This is a genomic window from Methanobrevibacter wolinii SH (genome assembly GCF_000621965.1).
GTDB lineage: Archaea > Methanobacteriota > Methanobacteria > Methanobacteriales > Methanobacteriaceae > Methanarmilla > Methanarmilla wolinii.
This window is the reverse complement of record NZ_JHWX01000007.1, coordinates 60,977-77,499: the sequence shown is the minus strand read 5'-3', so window position 1 is coordinate 77,499 and position 16,523 is coordinate 60,977. Positions and strand designations below refer to the sequence as shown.

Sequence of the window (16,523 nt, the reverse complement as noted above, 5' to 3'; positions counted from 1 at the left end):
ATTAAAAGTAATTATAAAATAGTAATCTTTATATATGACTTCGGACAAACTATTATAAGTATGTAGGTCCGGTGGTCTAGGGGTATGATACCTCCTTGACGTGGAGGGGATCACGAGTTCAAATCTCGTCCGGACCATTATGCCATGGTAGTTCAGTTGGGAGAACGCTAGACTGAAGATCTAGATGTCGCTGGTTCAAGTCCGGCCCATGGCATTACTAGATTTTTTTTATTAACTTATTTTTTAATACTTTATTTTAGATTATTTTTATTTTAGACTTTTTTCTGATTTTTAATGTGAATTGTTTTTTATATAATATTATTCTTTAGTGAGTTATGTTTAATTTTATTTTTATTTTATTGATTTAATCTAAATAATAAGTTTTTTCTATTGTAAATAGATGTTTTCTTATTATTTATTAATTAAAAAGTAAAATTGTTGATTTTTTAAATTTAGGATAATTTTATTTTATAATAATGTGTTTAGAATAAGATTTAATAAGTATAAAAAGTAAGATTCTTTGATTTATTAAATTTAAAATATATTTTATAAAATTGAGCTACTAAATAAAGAAGATTTAATAAGTATAAAAAGTAAGATTCTTTGATTTATTAAATTTAAGATAAAAATAAGTTTTAATAAGTATAAAAAATTTAAAAAGAGTTTAAATTTTTACATACTTCCAAGTATATTTCTTGGTTTATATGCTTTATTTTCAAGTGTATTTTTAAACTCTTCTAAAATTATATTTGCTGTAGAGCATCCAAGTCTACTTGCACCTGCAGCTAAGTATCTTGCACAAGTTTTTCTGTTTCTAATTCCACCTGATGCTTTAATTTCTTTATTATTTGCTGCTGTTTTAATAATTTGTAAATATGTAACCATTTCATTAAATGTATTTTTACCTGTAAATCCTGTATTTGTTTTAATAAAGTCTGCATCAGTTTTATTTATAATCTCACTAATTTCTTTTATTTGTTTTTCATTTAATAAATTAGTTTCAATAATAACTTTAAGGACTTTATCTCCGATTTCTGATTTTACTGCAGCAATTTCATCAGTAATTACATCATAGTTACCATTTACAAAAGCAGGAATATTCATTACCATATCAATTTCGTCTGCTCCGTCTTCTACTGCAATTTTTGCTTCTAATGCTTTTACACGTTTATCATTTGTTCCAAGTGGGAAGCCTACTACAGTTCCTACTTTTACATCAGTGTCTTTTAATAATTGGCTTGCTTGTTTTACATAGCATGGACTTACTACAACTGAATACATATTCCAGTCTGCTGCGATTTTACAGAAAACATCCATATCTTCTTTTGTAGCAGTATTATCTAAGTAAGTAAAATCCATACATCTAGCAAGTTCTTCAGGTGTTTTTGCTATCATTTTATTATCTCCATTAATTGCATTATATACTGTTTGATATGATACGAACTAATATATAATATTTTTCTTTTATACTAATTTTTATATGGTGTAAACTTAAATCTTTTTATTTTATCTCTATTTTTTTAATTGCTTAAAAAAGATTAAAATCATTTAATAAAAAAAGTAATAAGTTTATTTTATTTTTTAAAAATTTATAATTGGTAAAATAAAAATTAAAAGTTTTTAATTAATTTTTATTCTAATTAAAGATTTATATTAATTTTTTAGCCATATATGGTCCTTTCCTTTCATATCCAAATTTACGATAATAATTTCTAGTACCAATACCACTAATAATTAACATTTCTTCTTTTCCATTATCTATAGAAATTTCTTCTGCTCTTTTTATTAGTTTTTCACCAAATCCCGTGTGTTGACCTATGGTATTTCCTTTTTTACCGATATGAATAAGGTTTCCATATACATGTAATTCTCTAAGTAATGCAGAATCACTATTAATCTCAGGTCTAAATGCATCTTCTGAGGGGAATCTAAGTCTTAAAAATCCTGCAATAGTTTCTTCATTTTTATCTTCAATTGATAAAAAGTGTTCTTTACCATTACAACATTCATAATCTTCTTCAAAGAGTTTATAATCATCTATACTATAATTTTCTTTGGTTTTTTTATGGCCAATTTCCCTACAACGAATACATTTACAGTTAATATTTTCTTCTTCTAATCTATTATAAACAAGTTCACCAAGATTTGAATTTTGAATTCCTCCTTTAATTAGTGTAGTTGGAATATCTCTTTGAATTCTCATGGTTCTAACCCATTTAGGAAGTATTTTTTTAATTTCAACAATTACATCAACTGCTTCTTCTGTTGTATATGGATGATATCCTCCTTTTTTCCATAAATCATAAAGTTCACTACCTTCAGTAACAAGTACTGGATATAATTTTAACATATCTGGTTTATAATTTGGATCTGAAAAGATAGTTTTGAACATTTCAATATCTTGTTTTTTATCTTGGAATAAACCAGGCATAAAATGCATACATACTTTAATACAAGAATCACGAAGGTTTTTATTTGCAGCAATACTATCTGCAACAGTATGGCCTCTTTTTACACGTTTATAAATATTATCATGTATTGTTTGAACACCCAGTTCTACTCTTGTAACACCCATATTTAACATTCTATTAATATGTTTCTGTTTACAGTAATCTGGTCTTGTTTCAAAAGTCATACCAACACATCTAATCTTAGCAGATTCATTTGCCTTTTGAATATCTTCTAAGATTACATAATCATTTGGTTTATATTCTTTAACTAATCCATTTGAGTATGGTGGATATTTCTTAAGAATATCATCTTTATTAATTTTATCAAGATCAAGAAGTTTTGAACTTTCATGATGTTTAATCTCAACATCATCAAGTATTATACCAAAATCAACCATTGCTTTAAGACATTGTGATACAAACCATTCTTGATAAGATAAATCAAGTGATGGGAAAGTACCTCCCATAATTATAAGTTCTACTTTGTCAATTGGATGACCTACTTTATGAAGTTGCATTAATCTATTATAACATTGAATATAAGGGTGGAATTTAAACATTCTTCCACGTAATGCTGCAGGTTCTTCACCAGTATAACTTGGTGGTGCTGTACTACTTTCTGGACAATAGAAACATCTTCCATGTGGACATTTATGTGGATGACACATTACTGCAACAATTGCAACACCAGATAATGTTCTTGTAGGCTTTTTCTGTAAAATTGGACTTACAAGTTCTTTTTCTTCATAACTTGCATGTTCTAATATATCCGCATTACTCATAAATTTTGATAGTTTAAAATCACGACAAAGTTGTCTTTTTTCTACTTCAAGTTCACGACGGTTTGTTATTTTGCCGTTTATAATATCATCAATTATTATTCTACAAGCTTTGTCTAACATGTTTTCCTCGTTTTATTTTTTTAATAGACTAAATAATATTAATATAAAAATAATAATTTATATAACTTTTATTAAGAGTTTTTATAATATATCATTTTTTTTAGTTTTTAAATATATTATTTAGGGTTTTTTTTATAATATATCATTTTTTTTAGTTTTTAAATATATTATTTAGGGTTTCTTTTTATATTTATCATATTTTAGTTTTTAAATATATTATTTAAAATTCTTTTTATAAAATTAGATAATTTATTATATTTAATTTAATTAAATTTTATTTTAAATTAATATTTTTATCTTTTAAAATAATTAGTTAATTATTTATATTTTTATAATAAAACTTATAATTAATATATTATTAATTTGATATTTAAATAGATAATTTAAATATTTTTAAATCATTTAATTGTGAGGATTCATATGAGAATTAAAAGCTTATTAGGTATGAAAGTATTAGATACTGATGCTAAAGAAATTGGTAAAGTTATTGATGTGGAGTTTGATAAAGATTCTGGTGAAATTAAAAAAGTATTTATTTCTCTTAAGAAAAAGTTCCTCTCTAGTAATGAAATTGAAGTAAGATATGATGATATTAAAAGTATTGGTGACTATCTTTTATTAGATGTTGATGTGATTACTGAATAAGTATTATAATACTTATTTTTAATTGAAATATTTTAATTAAATAGTGGTGACTTTAATGGATGTTAAAGATGCTCTTGAAAATACTATAGAAATAGGAGATCATATAGTATATGTTCCTACTGGTACTAATGGTAAAATAGAAGATATTAGATTAAAAGATGAAAAGTACTGGGTTAAAATTGAAGGAACTGGTATGTGGTATGTTACTTCTAAAGTTGAACTTCTTTCTGATGGTGAATTTGAAGATAAAGACGAATATAGAGAACTTGAAAAAGATGATACTGATGAGGGTATTGAAAGAATCAAACAAAGAAAAGAAGAAATGTCTAACTTCGAATTACAAGATGAAGTTGCTGAAGGTGGAGGTTAAATATATAATTTAACCTTTTTATTATTCTATTTTTAATATATTAATTAGTTTTTATTATCTAGAACTTATTTTCTTATTTTTTTAGTTTTATTATATCTAATTATTTTAATATAAGACTTTATTCATTTTAGCTTTTTTTAATGTTTTTTGAAAAAATTTATTAATAATTTTTTATTAATATCTATATAATTATTAAATATTTTGTATAATTTTTAAAAGGAGGTTATATTATGGATGATTTATCTGTAACAGGTATTATATTGTTTGTTCTTGGTATTATTATCATTGTATTTCCTTATCTTAGTCAAACATTTTTATCATTTGTACTTGGATTAATATTTATTATTAGTGGTATAATTTCATTAATAAGATCTTATGATAATTGGAATTATACTTCTGGGCACTTATTAACTCGTATTGTTGGTGCAATAATTGGTATTATTTTAGGAGTATGTTTACTTGGTAATATTTATCTTTTCAGTGCTTTATTTGGAATAATGTTTTGGATTGTTGGTATTATCTTAATAATCTTTGGAATTGCAGGAATATATTATAGAGATTATGGTCCTTTAAGAGGTTCTTCAATAATAATGCTTATTTTAGGTCTTATTACTGTATTACTTGGTTACTTCTCATTACTTAATCCATTTTATGTTTCACTTATTTTAGGTATAAGTTTAATTATTGATGGAATTGGATTTATTTTTGCAGGAGAAAGTGCTTATTATTAATTTTTTTCTTTTTCTTTTTTTAGGTATTATTGATTATAATTAAATAGATATTTTAAAATTAAAATTAGTTTTTTATTAAATTATTCTGAATTGAATTTAAATAAAAAATTAGAAATAGTTATTTAATTGTTAGGTTATTTTTTTGAGTTTAAATTTAAATAGTAGAGTTAGAAATAATTATTAAATTATTTTTTCTGAATTTAAAATTAAATAAAAAAATTAGAATTATTAAATTTAATTATTATAGTTTTCAGCAAATTCTTTAATTCTTTTAGATAATTTTTTACCTATACCATCGATTTTTTGAAGTTCATTTTCACTAGGTACTCTTAAATCATCACCAAAAGTATCTACTATTTGACGTCCACGTTTTCTTCCAAGACGTTTTACTCCAATAATAAGTGGTAAAATATCTTCTTTTGCACCATAGTATAATCTTGCTGATAATGTACTTAATTCATTATCATACTTGTAGATTCTAAAAATATTGAATATGTCTTTTGTAAATTTAGTAAGCATTGATGCTTCTATTGCACTACGTCTACAAGAAGCAGCATATACATGATATTTATTCTCAATTTCTTCTTCTGTTCTTTCATCTATCCATTCTATAAGTGAAACTGTTGTAGCTTCTTCACTTCCAATACTTGTAGTAAATAATCCAAGGGATGACATTTTTTCTTTAGTTGGATCTTTACTTTTTCTTGCCATGAAACTAATAAGTGGAATATCTGGGGTTTGTGCAAGTAAATAGATAAATTCACCTATATTTATATAATCTTCAACAGTATTTATGTATTCTTTTATTTTAACTGCAGTTTCAACAGAATAATTGGATTTAGCTATTAATTCACCAAATTCAGTAGTTTTGAAACCTTCTGGACCAGGTCTTATAATTTTATTATTCATTAAAAATTCAAGTGAACTTTCTATTTCAAATTTTAAACCTTCTTCTGCAAAGAATTTCATTGATTCATTTGATGTCATTTGAAAACCATATAAGGTTTTCATAAAGAATTCTTTTAATTCATCAGGATTTCTAGATAATGATGAAGATATTTGTGCTATGATTTGTTTTTGGAAAGCATCTTTATTGTCAACTAATTTAGAAGTAGTTGGTTCTATTTCTCCATTTACATATTTATCTTCAAGTTCAATTGCCTCATCACTTGTTTTAGCAAGAAGGTAAGAATATCCTTCATTATCATATAATGGTCTTCCTGCTCTTCCAGACATTTGTTCATAATCAAAAACAGGTATTTCTTGTGGACCATTATTTGTCCAACGAGTATAATCACGGATTATTACAGATTTTGAAGGTAAGTTAACACCATACATTAAACTTGGTGTTGCAACAATCATTAAAATATTTCCAGCTCTAAATTCATCTTCAATAATTTCTTTTTGTTCTGGGAAAAGACCTGCATGGTGGAATACACAACCATTTTTTGCTGCATTTGCAAGGTTTATACATGTTGTTGTAGGTCTTGATCCTTTACGTTTTGGAACATTAAGTAATTCTTCTGAAACTTTTTCAAATTTTTGTCTTTCCTCTTTTGTTATTTTATTTTTAATTTTACCAGCAACATATTTTGCTAGACTTTCAGTAAAACGTCTTGTTGAAACAAATGCTAATGCTTGTGAATTATCTTTAATAGATTTTTCTATGATTTTTACTACAACATCGTTTTTATTTTTAACATTAAATATTTCATTATCAAGAACTTGTTTATTAAGAGGTACTGGTCTATAGTCATGTTCTATGACTTTTGCATCTAACCATGTTTTAATATCTTCCATATTAGATAATGTTGCAGAAAGTGCTATTATCCTCATTGATGGATTTATTAATCTTGCTCTTGTAATTGCACATTCTATTGTTGGTCCTCTTGAAGCTTCTCCAATCATATGAAATTCATCTATGACTATTGTATCTACTTCTCTTAATGTATTCCATGAAAAACGAGTTATTGCATCAAAACTTTCAAATACCATTACTGCAAGATCTGCATATCTTGGGCTTTTACCTACTTTGATTCCGAATTCTTCAAATTTTTTAAATTCTTTAACTTTTTCATTTTGTATTGATACAAGAGGTACTGCATAAATTCCTTTTCCACCATTTAAAATTGTTTTAAGTAAACCAAGAACTCCAAGTACTGTTTTACCACTTGCAGTTGGAATTGCAATGATGTAATTTGAATCATCATCTATATATCCACTTTCAATTACTGCTTTTTGTGCTGGATTAAATTCTTTAATATAAGGATATGCAGTTTGTATGATTTTTTTCATATCTTTGTTTAAGCTTTCCATAATAATCCATTCTATTTTTTTAATAATTTCTAATTTTAATTTTTAATATTTAAAAGATTATACTAAGACCATTTGAAAACTAATTTTTCTTAAAATATTCTTTTAATTAAAGTTTAATTTTTTAATATGATTCTATTTTTTAAGAATAAAATCTTATTTTAAATAAATTTATTATTATTTTTATGAATATTAAGCTATTTTTTAATAAAATGATTTATTTAGTTTATTATTATTTTAAAAATAATCTAAATTTTTTAGTATTTATTAATTAATTTAATTATATTTTTTCTTTTTTAATAACCTCAATATCTGAGATTTTTGTATTTGGATATTGTCCATTTTCATCTTTTTCTACTGCTTTAACCATATCCCATATTGTAAGTAATGCAAGGCTACAACCAGTAATTGCTTCCATTTCAACACCAGTTTGTCCTTTTGAATTTACACTTACTATTGATTTAATGTATTTTTCTTTAATTTCAAAGTTTACTTCAATACCTGTAATATGTAGTGGGTGGCATAATGGAATCATTTGTGAAGTATTTTTAACTCCTTGTATACCTGCTATTTGTGCTGTTGTTAATACATTTCCTTTTTTAATTTCAGAATTTTCTATTTTTTCAATTGTTTCTTTTTTAAGGTATATTTTTCCACTTGCTGTTGCATTTCTTATCTGTTCTGGTTTTGAACCAACTTCTACCATATGTACTCCATTTTCTGTTAGATGTGTAAAATCGCTACTCATATTACTTACCTCTTATTAATTAAATTAATTATATATTTTCTTTATTTATTATTAAATAATTTTTATTTCTATTTTAAAATAAGTTTATTTATAATAATTAATAATGTTAATTAATATATTAAATATTTAAAATTGTTTAAAATAATTTTTTTAGAATAATTCTATTTTTTAACTAATATTATTCTAATTTTTTATCATATATTATTTTATTTTAAATTTAATCATTTATTATTTTTTATTGTATCTATTTGCTTATTTTTTTATTATTTTTTCTAAAGGTTTATATATTGTATTTATCATAATTAATAATGTTAAATATGATTTTTTTTAATGTTTTTTATTAAATATTTGAATTGTATTTTTTTATGAAATATGATTTTTTTTAATGTTTTTTATTAAATATTTGAATTGTATTTTTTTATGAAATATGATTTTTTTTAATGTTTTTTTATTAAAATTAGATTATATTTATAAAATTTTTAAAAATTAGGTGATTTTTTGAAAAAATTAGATGATGTTGTCGTATCAAGGGCAATTATACAAGAATATATGAATGACTTTTTAGATTACACTGATATGGATGTAGCTATTGGTGGTGGAGGTCCATCTGGTGTAGTCGCAGGATATTATCTTGCAAAAGCAGGATATAAGGTTGCATTATTTGAACGTAAACTCAGTATCGGTGGCGGTATGTGGGGTGGAGGAATGATGTTCAATAAAGTTGTTGTTCAGGAGGAAGGTAAAAGAATCCTTGATGAATTTGGAATCAATTCTAAAAAATTCCAAGACAATTATTATACTGTTGATTCAATTGAATGTACTTCTACTTTATGTTCTAAAGCTACTCAGGCAGGACTCAAAATCTTTAATTTGATGAGTATTGAAGATTTGATGATAAGAGAAGAAGGAGTAAGGGGGGTAGTATTAAATTGGAGTTCAGTTGAAATGGCAGGTTTACATATAGATCCATTAACTGTTAGAGCAAAGGCAGTAATTGATGCAACAGGTCACCCAACAGAAGTCACTAAAATTATTGAGAATAAATTAGGTGAAAAATTAAACACAAAAACAGGTAAAATTATGGGTGAAAAATCTATGTGGGCAGACCGTGCTGAAGGTAAAATCCTTGATAATGTAACTGAAGTATATCCTGGATTATATGTAACTGGTATGGCTGCTAATGCTGTTCATGGTTCCCAACGTATGGGGCCAATATTTGGTGGAATGTTATTGTCTGGTGAAGATGTTGCTAAAAAGGTAATAAAAGACTTGGAAAACAGATAATCTCTTAAAAAATATATTATATTTTTATATAATATATTTATTATCTTCCTATATTATTAAATCTATTTTTAGTCTAAATATTGGTTTTATTGAACTTTTCAGAATAAATTTATTCTAATTTAATGAATATGTTTATAAAAAAATAAATCCCCAAACCCTACTTTTAAAATACAAAACCAATAAAAAAAAACAATTTTTATAAAAATAAATAATATTTTATATCTCTTTTACCTATCATTATATAAGTAAAACATTTTTTTTATTTGGGTAGGTGAATAAAAATGATACGTGGACCTGATTTTAATGGTGATGGAAGGTTTGATGCTGAAGATGTAATGATTTATGATATTGTTACTGATGATTATGATCGTGATGAGGCAGAAAGAAGAGCAAAAATAGAAGAGGAAAAACCGAGTTATGATGTACCTAAGAAAGATGATAAAATAACTTCTGCTCAAGAGATAGGTACTGCAATAGGTACTGTTATAAGTGTTATTATAGCTTCTGTATTTCTTGGTTTTTTATTAATTATTCTTTATCTGGTTATTTCATTTTTAGTTAATGCTTTATGGTAATTATTTTAAAGCATGTTTAGGGTAGTATACAATATTTAATATATTATATGGAAGATTCGATTGATTTATATTTCATTGGATAAATCTCTAAAATAGTATTTTTAAATAAATACACTTTAACTTATTGGAATAAATATCTAGTGATTTAATTACTTAAATTGGATATATAACCTAATTAATATGATTTATACTATTTTAATTCATCATATGGAATTTCTACTTTTGAAAAGTCAGATGCTCTGGAACGAGCATTTGATTTAAATTTATTTAACAAATTATCATCTGAGAATGCTTTATCAATGCCATCTTTAATTGAATTAATGTCTTCTGGATTTATAAGTAATCCAACATCATCAGTAATTATTTCTTTTATTCCCCCAACATTGCTTCCAATCACGCCACAATTAGATGCAAGTGCTTCAATGAGTACAAGTCCAAAACTTTCTGTATGTGATGGTAGGACTAATATATCACAGCTAGGTAAAATATTTTCAACATCTCTTCTTGCACCAGTAAAGTATACATTATTAATATTTTCTGCTAATTTTTTAAGATGGTCTTTTTCTGGCCCATCACCAACAATTACTAAATTATAATTTGTTTTAGCTATTTTTTTGGCTTCAATAAGACTATTCACATTTTTACGTGGTATTAGGTTACCTACAAAAACAAGTATCGGGTAATCATTATTAAGATTGTATTTTTCTCTGAGTTCTAATCTAAAGTCATAATTGTTGTCTGGTTTAAATCTATTTATATCTACTGAATTTTGATATAGTCTTAATTTTTCTTTTAACCCTGTAACATCTATTTTCAACATATTGTCATATAATGAGTGACTAACTGCAAGCACTATATCTGCTTTTTTAAGCACTTTTTTTATTATGTGGTGTGTATATTGTTTTTTATTGTATAATTCAAATATGTCAGATCCATGGGCTGTTACATATGTTTTTATATTTAGTCTTTCTCCCACTTCTGCAGCTACAAGCCCTGCTGGTACAAGGTAATGGCCATGTATTATGTCAATGTTTTCTTTTTTGCATAGTTTAATTAATTCTTTTTTAGCATTAAAGTAAAATCCAAGTCCTCTTAATCCGGGGATATTTATTCCTTTTGTTCCAATTACATGAATTCCATCAATATCTTTAATATCTTTATGAGGGTATGTAATTACATATACAGTATGTCCTCTTTTTACAAGTTCATGTGCAAGTAAATTAATATGAACGCCTACCCCTCCAATATGTGGTGGGAATTGACCTACCATTGCTATTTTCATTACATCACCTTTTAATTTAATTGATTTTATTTTATGGTTATAATATTATTCATCTTAAATATTTTTTTATAAATGGGATTTTTTTAAATTTTATCAATAATAAATATTTAGTTTATATGTATTACTTGTTATTTTTTAAGTAAGTCCTTTGTATAGTTTGAATTTAATATATTTCCTTCCATATCTACTATAATAACATTTAAATCTATGTCAAATCTGTCCTTTACTCTTTCCCTTATTGAATCTGCAATGCTATTTAAAACAATCACGTCCAAATTTTTTTTCTTTAAAATTTCAATAATTTCTTCGGTAGTTTTGCATGAATAAACTTCTTTAATTGTTTTAGTATCAGCTCCACATATTCCAGTATGTGCAGCAAATATCTCACGTCTACCGTCTGCAATTGAATGTTTTGTATTAAATATTCCTCCTGCAAGTTTTACAAGTTTTCCAATATGTCCTAATAAGATAGCCTTTTTAACACCTCTTTTTTCGGCTTCTTCAAGGACAAATCCTACAAAATTAGTCATTTGAATTATTTGGTCAGGATTTATATTAAGAATTTTTTTTGCAATTTTTTCTCCAATATTTCCAGGAACAAAAATTAAATCTTTATATCCCTCTCCAATTGCAATATTAAGAGGTATGAGAAGTGAATCTTTATATGCTTTAGTACTCATTGAACGAGCTATTCCTGTTGTACCAAGTATGGATATACCGCCTAGAATACCTATACGTGGATTCATAGTTCTTTTTGCTAATTTTTCTCCTTCAGGAATATAAATTGTAACTATAGCTATTTTATCTTTCGGAACAAGATTCTTTAGGTTTTCCTTAATCATTTTACGTGGAACTGGGTTTATTGCATATTCTCCGATAGGTATTTGAAGACCTTTTTTAGTGACTTTACCTATTCCACAACCTGCTTTAATTATAACTTTATCTTCTTTAGAAATAAGTGGACTACTATAATCAATACTTGCTGAATCCTTACTTAAAATTTCTACTTCTGTAATAATTTCAACATTAACAGTTACATCAGGATCATCATAAGGATATTTATGTGCTGAGGCTTTTGCTTTATTGTTTTTTATTTTTTGGCATGAATCTAAAAATATGTCTAATTTTTCTTGTGGGGTTTTAATTTGAACTATGGATATTTCTTCATTATTTATAATTGTTTTTAAACTAGCAAGTGCGCATGCAGTAGCTATACTTCCAGTGGTTGGTCCAAATTTATATCCTTTTTTAGATGTATTATCTTTCATAGATTTTAATTTGTATTTTAAATTAATAAAAATTAACTTTTAGTATATATTCAAAAAAATATTTTCTTCAAGTTTTATAAGTATTAAAATTAGTGAGTTTGGTTTTTATTTTAGTTAGTTTTCCATAGTAATTTGCTACGTCTATTTAAAATTAGTTTTTATTTTAGTTAGTTTTCCATAGTAATTTAGTATTTTATTTTATATTTTTGATTGAAAGTTTGATATTAAAATGAGCTTATTTTTAAAAGTTTTAAAAAAAGAAAAAAATATTGGTAGTTTATTTTAAACTATCTTTTAATTCGGATAAACTTGGAGCACCTACAAATGAAACTTTGTTATCAATTACAATGGTAGGTACAGCCATAATTCCATATTCTATAGCTTTGTCCCGATTTTCAGCATCTTCAACATTACAGATTTTAACATCTAAATCAGGGATTTCATCTTTTGCTTCTTTTACAACTTGTATTGCTCCAGGGCAATGAGGACAAGTTGATGATACAAATACTTCTACTTTAGTCATTTTAATCAACTCATATTTTTTATGTTTACTTAAAGTAAACATTTTTTTTCAATTGTATAAAGATATTTTTATTTAGTATATAAAGTTTATGGTTTACATTTAAGATTAAAACAATTTTTTATTTTATTAAATTAGCCCAATCATATGTATACTATATTTTTTGCTTTTATTTTTATGTTTTCTAATTTTTTAACTTAATTAAAAAGTTATATTTTTTTATAGATTAAATAAAAATTTTATATTAAATATTGGTTTGTTCATGTTTTTACTAACGAAATTTTTATTGAGAATTTACTAATAAAGTTTTAAAATTTATATTTGGAAGTTTATTATAATTTCCAATTCCTAAAATAATATTCTGATTAGTATTCATTGTTTTAACTTCATAGTTTGAAGATAGGTTTCCCATTTTTCTTCCATATTCTATTGCATCTTTTTTACTACCAATTTTATCTACAAGTTTTTTATCTTTCGCTTCTGAACCATCATATATTTCTCCATTTGAAATATTGTCGATATATGATTTTGAAAGTTTCCTATTTTTAGCTATTTCTATTTTAAAGTTATCTGCGTCATGGTCTACAATTTTTTGAAGCATTTTGGTTTCATTTGGACTTAAATTTCTATAGTCTGCACCTATGTCTTTATATTCTCCACTTTTAATAGAATATGTATTTATTCCAGTGTTATTGTAGTATTTTGATAAATCAGTTAATGTTATAATTGCACCAATATTACCAATCATTGAGGAATTTGTTGTAATAATCTTATCACAAGCACTAGCAACAAGATATGCTCCAGACGTTCCGCTTTCACCAATCCATGCAACTGTAGGTTTTGATGTATTTTTAACCATTTCCATCATTTCATTACTTGCAACAGTACTTCCTCCAGGTGAATTAATATCTAGAACAATTGCACCTACTGATGGATCATTATCTGCTTCAGTAATTGCCTTTTGAAATTCATCAGGAGTAATTACTTGATTAGTACCATTGTTTCCATAGGATATTTCACCATAAATGGGAATGACTGCAACACTTGTACTACCAAATAATCCAGTAGAACCAATTACTGAAAATAGTATTATTATAATAAAAATAATAAGAAATCCACCAAGAATTCCATACCCAAAATATTTTGCTTTATCATCCATTTTTATCCTCACTAGATTAAAACCTTAATTTTGCAATTCGAATTTTTTAAATTATTGAATTTACTTATATTTCTAATTTTCAATTTAAAAACTATAGAATACTTTAATTTTTAAGATTATTTTTTCAGTTTAAGTTTTAATAATATTTATTAAATCATTTTTAGTAGAATGAATTTTGATTTAATATTAAAATTTTTATTTTATAAATTATTTAATTTAAAAAATTATTAAGTTAATTTATTAAGTATTGGATTTAATCTTATTTTAAAATAAGACTAATTAATTATATATAATTATTTTAATAAATTTTACTTTAATTATAAATTTTTTATTTAAAATTTTTTTAATATTTAGGTGATTAATTGAAAAAAATAGTTAAATCTTTAGGTTCAGCTACAATTATAAATGCAATAGCTTCTGGTTATGGTTCTGCATTTGGTATTGATTTGAATATAGAATGTGAGGTTAAAACAAATAATAAGGATAAAATTCTTGCTAATTCCGATATTGGTGTAGATACAAAACTTATGGAAATGTGTGTGAAATCAGTTTTAAATCATTATGGTGTTGATTGTGGAGTTGATGTTAAGACCAAAACCAATCTTCCACTTGCATCTGGTTTATCAAGTAGCAGCGCTCTTTCAAACGGTGTTGTTAAAGCTACTTCTCTTCTTATTGCCTATGAGTTTGGTTTGGAACCTTTAAGTGATATGGAGATTCTTAATATTGCGATTGATACTTCTTTAGATGCAAAAGTTACAATTACTGGTTCATTTGATGATGCTTCAGCATCTTATTTTGGTGGTGTTGTAGTTACAGATAATTATAATAGAAAATTATTAGTTAAGGAGCCTATGGAAGAGAATTCTGTTTTAATTTTCTTAGTTGATAGGGAATCTTCAACTTATAACAGTGATCGTTCAAGAATGCAACTTATTGCACCTATGGTTGATCTTGCATTTGAACAAGCAAAGAATAAAAACTATTATCTTGCACTTAATTTAAATGGTTTACTATATAGTAATGCACTTGGATATGATCCAAATATTGAATTGGATGCTTTATCTGCAGGCGCATTGGCTTCTGGTTTATCTGGTACTGGTTCAGCTATTTCTGCTATCGTCACTGATAAATCAATAGACAAAGTAAAAGATGCTTGGTCTAGTTATGAAGGTCAAATTATTGAGACTAAAGTTAATAATGAAGGTAGTATTGAATTGTAATTTATTAAATAAAAATTTCTTTTTTAAATTTCAGGTTTTTACTAAATTCTTAAAATTTAGATTTATTTCTATTTAAATAATGTTTTTATTGAAATATTTGGAATTCATGTTAGATTTTATTTTGATTTAAAATTAAGTAGATTTTAAAAATCATATTTTTTAATTAGACAGGTTTTCAACGTTATTATTTAAAATTAAAGTTTAATCAATTTAAATCTTTAATAAAATAAATTAAATAAACTTATTGTTATTTAAAAATAATTATTTTAAGAAATTTTAAAACTTATTATTAATGAAATATAAACTACATAATTGTTTATTTAATTAAGGTTTAATTGGTTTAATAATTTTTTAGAAATCTTAACTAAATCTTAAATTAATTAAATATTCAATATATTTAAATATTATAAAGATTAAAAATTCTATTATTATAATTATTACAAATTTTGGAGATTTTTTTTCATGATAAATTCTGATGTTAGTGAGTTGTTTAATAGTGAAGATGAAGCTAAACAAGTCCTTGAAAATTCTAGAAAAAAGATTGATGAACTTGATAATGATTTAATTAATGTTATTTATGAACGTACTTCTCTTGCAGAAGATATCGTTAAAGCTAAAACTTACTTAGGTATGGATATTTACGATGCAAATCGTGAAAAAAATGTTCATGAGAAAGCTAAAAGGTTAGCAAATGAAAAAAATATTGATAAAGATATTTTAGATCAAATCATGACTATGTTGGCTATTTTAAGTAAACGTGAACAAAAACATATCTTAGATAATTTAGAATAATATATTTTATTTTTTTAAAAATTATGGAGGCATGATTATGGGAAATATAAGAACTACTTTTGTAAAACGTATATCTAAAGAACTTATTGAAACCCACAACGATTTTACTACTGACTTTGAAACTAATAAAAAATTAGTATCTGAATATTCTACTGTTAGTACAAAACATTTAAGAAATAAAATCGCTGGATACATTACTAGATTAATTAAATTACAAGAAGCTCAAGCTTAAGTATTTTAATTTTATCTATTTTTTTACTA

16 protein-coding genes and 2 tRNA genes are annotated in these 16,523 nt (G+C 24.8%); 10 read left to right on the top strand and 8 right to left on the bottom strand.

Features of this window, described 5'->3' with window-relative positions; translation table 11 throughout:
- The first annotated feature begins 65 nt into the window (after positions 1 to 65).
- A tRNA-Val gene (locus T523_RS00350) sits at positions 66 to 137 on the top strand.
- A gap of 4 nt (positions 138 to 141) precedes the next feature.
- Positions 142 to 214, top strand: a tRNA-Phe gene (locus tag T523_RS00345).
- A 458-nt stretch (positions 215 to 672) separates the two neighbouring features.
- Here T523_RS00345 and deoC read toward each other — a convergent pair.
- Positions 673 to 1,395, bottom strand: a complete 723-nt coding sequence (gene deoC / locus T523_RS00340; protein WP_052334571.1) for a deoxyribose-phosphate aldolase — start codon at positions 1,393 to 1,395, stop codon at positions 673 to 675.
- Between the two features lie 253 nt (positions 1,396 to 1,648).
- On the bottom strand, positions 1,649 to 3,352 hold the full coding sequence (locus tag T523_RS00335) for a tRNA uridine(34) 5-carboxymethylaminomethyl modification radical SAM/GNAT enzyme Elp3 (protein ID WP_042706860.1): 1,704 nt from the start codon (positions 3,350 to 3,352) through the stop codon (positions 1,649 to 1,651).
- 420 nt (positions 3,353 to 3,772) lie between these two features.
- On the opposite strand from T523_RS00335, the gene T523_RS00330 reads away from it, so the two are divergent.
- The 3 genes from T523_RS00330 (at position 3,773) to T523_RS00320 (ending at position 5,098) form a co-directional block, all read left to right on the top strand.
- A complete protein-coding gene (locus T523_RS00330; protein WP_052334570.1) occupies positions 3,773 to 3,997 on the top strand; it encodes a PRC-barrel domain-containing protein in 225 nt (74 codons plus the stop codon).
- Positions 3,998 to 4,052: 55 nt separating this feature from the next.
- Positions 4,053 to 4,367, top strand: coding sequence for a DUF2098 family protein (locus tag T523_RS08685; protein WP_052334569.1), 315 nt, complete (start codon positions 4,053 to 4,055; stop codon positions 4,365 to 4,367).
- 230 nt (positions 4,368 to 4,597) lie between these two features.
- Positions 4,598 to 5,098: a DUF308 domain-containing protein gene (locus T523_RS00320; RefSeq protein ID WP_042706859.1), complete on the top strand. Its 501-nt coding sequence runs from the start codon at positions 4,598 to 4,600 to the stop codon at positions 5,096 to 5,098.
- A 234-nt stretch (positions 5,099 to 5,332) separates the two neighbouring features.
- Here T523_RS00320 and T523_RS00315 read toward each other — a convergent pair whose 3' ends face one another.
- The gene (locus T523_RS00315; RefSeq protein WP_084486330.1) at positions 5,333 to 7,414 is read right to left on the bottom strand and encodes a DEAD/DEAH box helicase; all 2,082 of its coding nucleotides are present in this window, start codon (positions 7,412 to 7,414) and stop codon (positions 5,333 to 5,335) included.
- Positions 7,415 to 7,691: 277 nt separating this feature from the next.
- Positions 7,692 to 8,159: a cyclic pyranopterin monophosphate synthase MoaC gene (moaC, locus tag T523_RS00310; protein ID WP_042706857.1), complete on the bottom strand. Its 468-nt coding sequence runs from the start codon at positions 8,157 to 8,159 to the stop codon at positions 7,692 to 7,694.
- 498 nt (positions 8,160 to 8,657) lie between these two features.
- Between moaC and T523_RS00305 the strand changes: the two genes are divergently transcribed.
- Together T523_RS00305 and T523_RS00300 are read left to right on the top strand one after the other, a co-directional pair.
- Entirely contained in the window at positions 8,658 to 9,443 is a 786-nt protein-coding gene (locus T523_RS00305) for a sulfide-dependent adenosine diphosphate thiazole synthase (protein ID WP_042706856.1), read from the top strand.
- A 281-nt stretch (positions 9,444 to 9,724) separates the two neighbouring features.
- Entirely contained in the window at positions 9,725 to 10,018 is a 294-nt protein-coding gene (locus T523_RS00300; RefSeq protein WP_042706855.1) for a hypothetical protein, read from the top strand.
- A 190-nt stretch (positions 10,019 to 10,208) separates the two neighbouring features.
- Here T523_RS00300 and T523_RS00295 read toward each other — a convergent pair whose 3' ends face one another.
- From T523_RS00295 to sppA, 4 genes are all read right to left on the bottom strand, one after another.
- The gene (locus T523_RS00295; protein WP_042706853.1) at positions 10,209 to 11,300 is read right to left on the bottom strand and encodes a glycosyltransferase family 4 protein; all 1,092 of its coding nucleotides are present in this window, start codon (positions 11,298 to 11,300) and stop codon (positions 10,209 to 10,211) included.
- Between the two features lie 128 nt (positions 11,301 to 11,428).
- Positions 11,429 to 12,568 carry a cobalt-precorrin-5B (C(1))-methyltransferase CbiD gene (cbiD, locus tag T523_RS00290; RefSeq protein ID WP_042706852.1) on the bottom strand — a complete coding sequence of 380 codons (1,140 nt, stop codon included), beginning with the start codon at positions 12,566 to 12,568 and terminating at the stop codon, positions 11,429 to 11,431.
- A 277-nt stretch (positions 12,569 to 12,845) separates the two neighbouring features.
- Entirely contained in the window at positions 12,846 to 13,091 is a 246-nt protein-coding gene (locus T523_RS00285) for an MJ0307 family thioredoxin (RefSeq protein WP_042706851.1), read from the bottom strand.
- A 280-nt stretch (positions 13,092 to 13,371) separates the two neighbouring features.
- Positions 13,372 to 14,247, bottom strand: coding sequence for a signal peptide peptidase SppA (sppA, locus tag T523_RS00280; protein ID WP_052334568.1), 876 nt, complete (start codon positions 14,245 to 14,247; stop codon positions 13,372 to 13,374).
- 362 nt (positions 14,248 to 14,609) lie between these two features.
- Between sppA and T523_RS00275 the strand changes: the two genes are divergently transcribed.
- From T523_RS00275 to T523_RS00265, 3 genes are all read left to right on the top strand, one after another.
- The gene (locus tag T523_RS00275) at positions 14,610 to 15,470 is read left to right on the top strand and encodes a shikimate kinase (RefSeq protein ID WP_042706850.1); all 861 of its coding nucleotides are present in this window, start codon (positions 14,610 to 14,612) and stop codon (positions 15,468 to 15,470) included.
- A 462-nt stretch (positions 15,471 to 15,932) separates the two neighbouring features.
- The gene (locus T523_RS00270; RefSeq protein ID WP_052334567.1) at positions 15,933 to 16,262 is read left to right on the top strand and encodes a chorismate mutase; all 330 of its coding nucleotides are present in this window, start codon (positions 15,933 to 15,935) and stop codon (positions 16,260 to 16,262) included.
- A gap of 37 nt (positions 16,263 to 16,299) precedes the next feature.
- The gene (locus T523_RS00265) at positions 16,300 to 16,494 is read left to right on the top strand and encodes a 30S ribosomal protein S17e (RefSeq protein ID WP_042706849.1); all 195 of its coding nucleotides are present in this window, start codon (positions 16,300 to 16,302) and stop codon (positions 16,492 to 16,494) included.
- Positions 16,495 to 16,523 lie beyond the last annotated feature (29 nt).

Excerpts from the sequence above, each read along its gene's own strand:
- moaC (WP_042706857.1), bottom strand. The coding sequence starts at position 8,159 with ATGAGTAGCGATTTTACACATCTAACAGAAAATGGAGTACATATGGTA.
- deoC (WP_052334571.1), bottom strand. The coding sequence starts at position 1,395 with ATGATAGCAAAAACACCTGAAGAACTTGCTAGATGTATGGATTTTACT.
- T523_RS00335 (WP_042706860.1), bottom strand. The coding sequence starts at position 3,352 with ATGTTAGACAAAGCTTGTAGAATAATAATTGATGATATTATAAACGGC.
- T523_RS00270 (WP_052334567.1), top strand. The coding sequence starts at position 15,933 with ATGATAAATTCTGATGTTAGTGAGTTGTTTAATAGTGAAGATGAAGCT.
- T523_RS00300 (WP_042706855.1), top strand. The coding sequence starts at position 9,725 with ATGATACGTGGACCTGATTTTAATGGTGATGGAAGGTTTGATGCTGAA.
- T523_RS00295 (WP_042706853.1), bottom strand. The coding sequence starts at position 11,300 with ATGAAAATAGCAATGGTAGGTCAATTCCCACCACATATTGGAGGGGTA.
- T523_RS08685 (WP_052334569.1), top strand. The coding sequence starts at position 4,053 with ATGGATGTTAAAGATGCTCTTGAAAATACTATAGAAATAGGAGATCAT.
- cbiD (WP_042706852.1), bottom strand. The coding sequence starts at position 12,568 with ATGAAAGATAATACATCTAAAAAAGGATATAAATTTGGACCAACCACT.
- T523_RS00330 (WP_052334570.1), top strand. The coding sequence starts at position 3,773 with ATGAGAATTAAAAGCTTATTAGGTATGAAAGTATTAGATACTGATGCT.
- T523_RS00315 (WP_084486330.1), bottom strand. The coding sequence starts at position 7,414 with ATGGAAAGCTTAAACAAAGATATGAAAAAAATCATACAAACTGCATAT.
- T523_RS00285 (WP_042706851.1), bottom strand. The coding sequence starts at position 13,091 with ATGACTAAAGTAGAAGTATTTGTATCATCAACTTGTCCTCATTGCCCT.
- sppA (WP_052334568.1), bottom strand. The coding sequence starts at position 14,247 with ATGGATGATAAAGCAAAATATTTTGGGTATGGAATTCTTGGTGGATTT.
- T523_RS00320 (WP_042706859.1), top strand. The coding sequence starts at position 4,598 with ATGGATGATTTATCTGTAACAGGTATTATATTGTTTGTTCTTGGTATT.
- T523_RS00265 (WP_042706849.1), top strand. The coding sequence starts at position 16,300 with ATGGGAAATATAAGAACTACTTTTGTAAAACGTATATCTAAAGAACTT.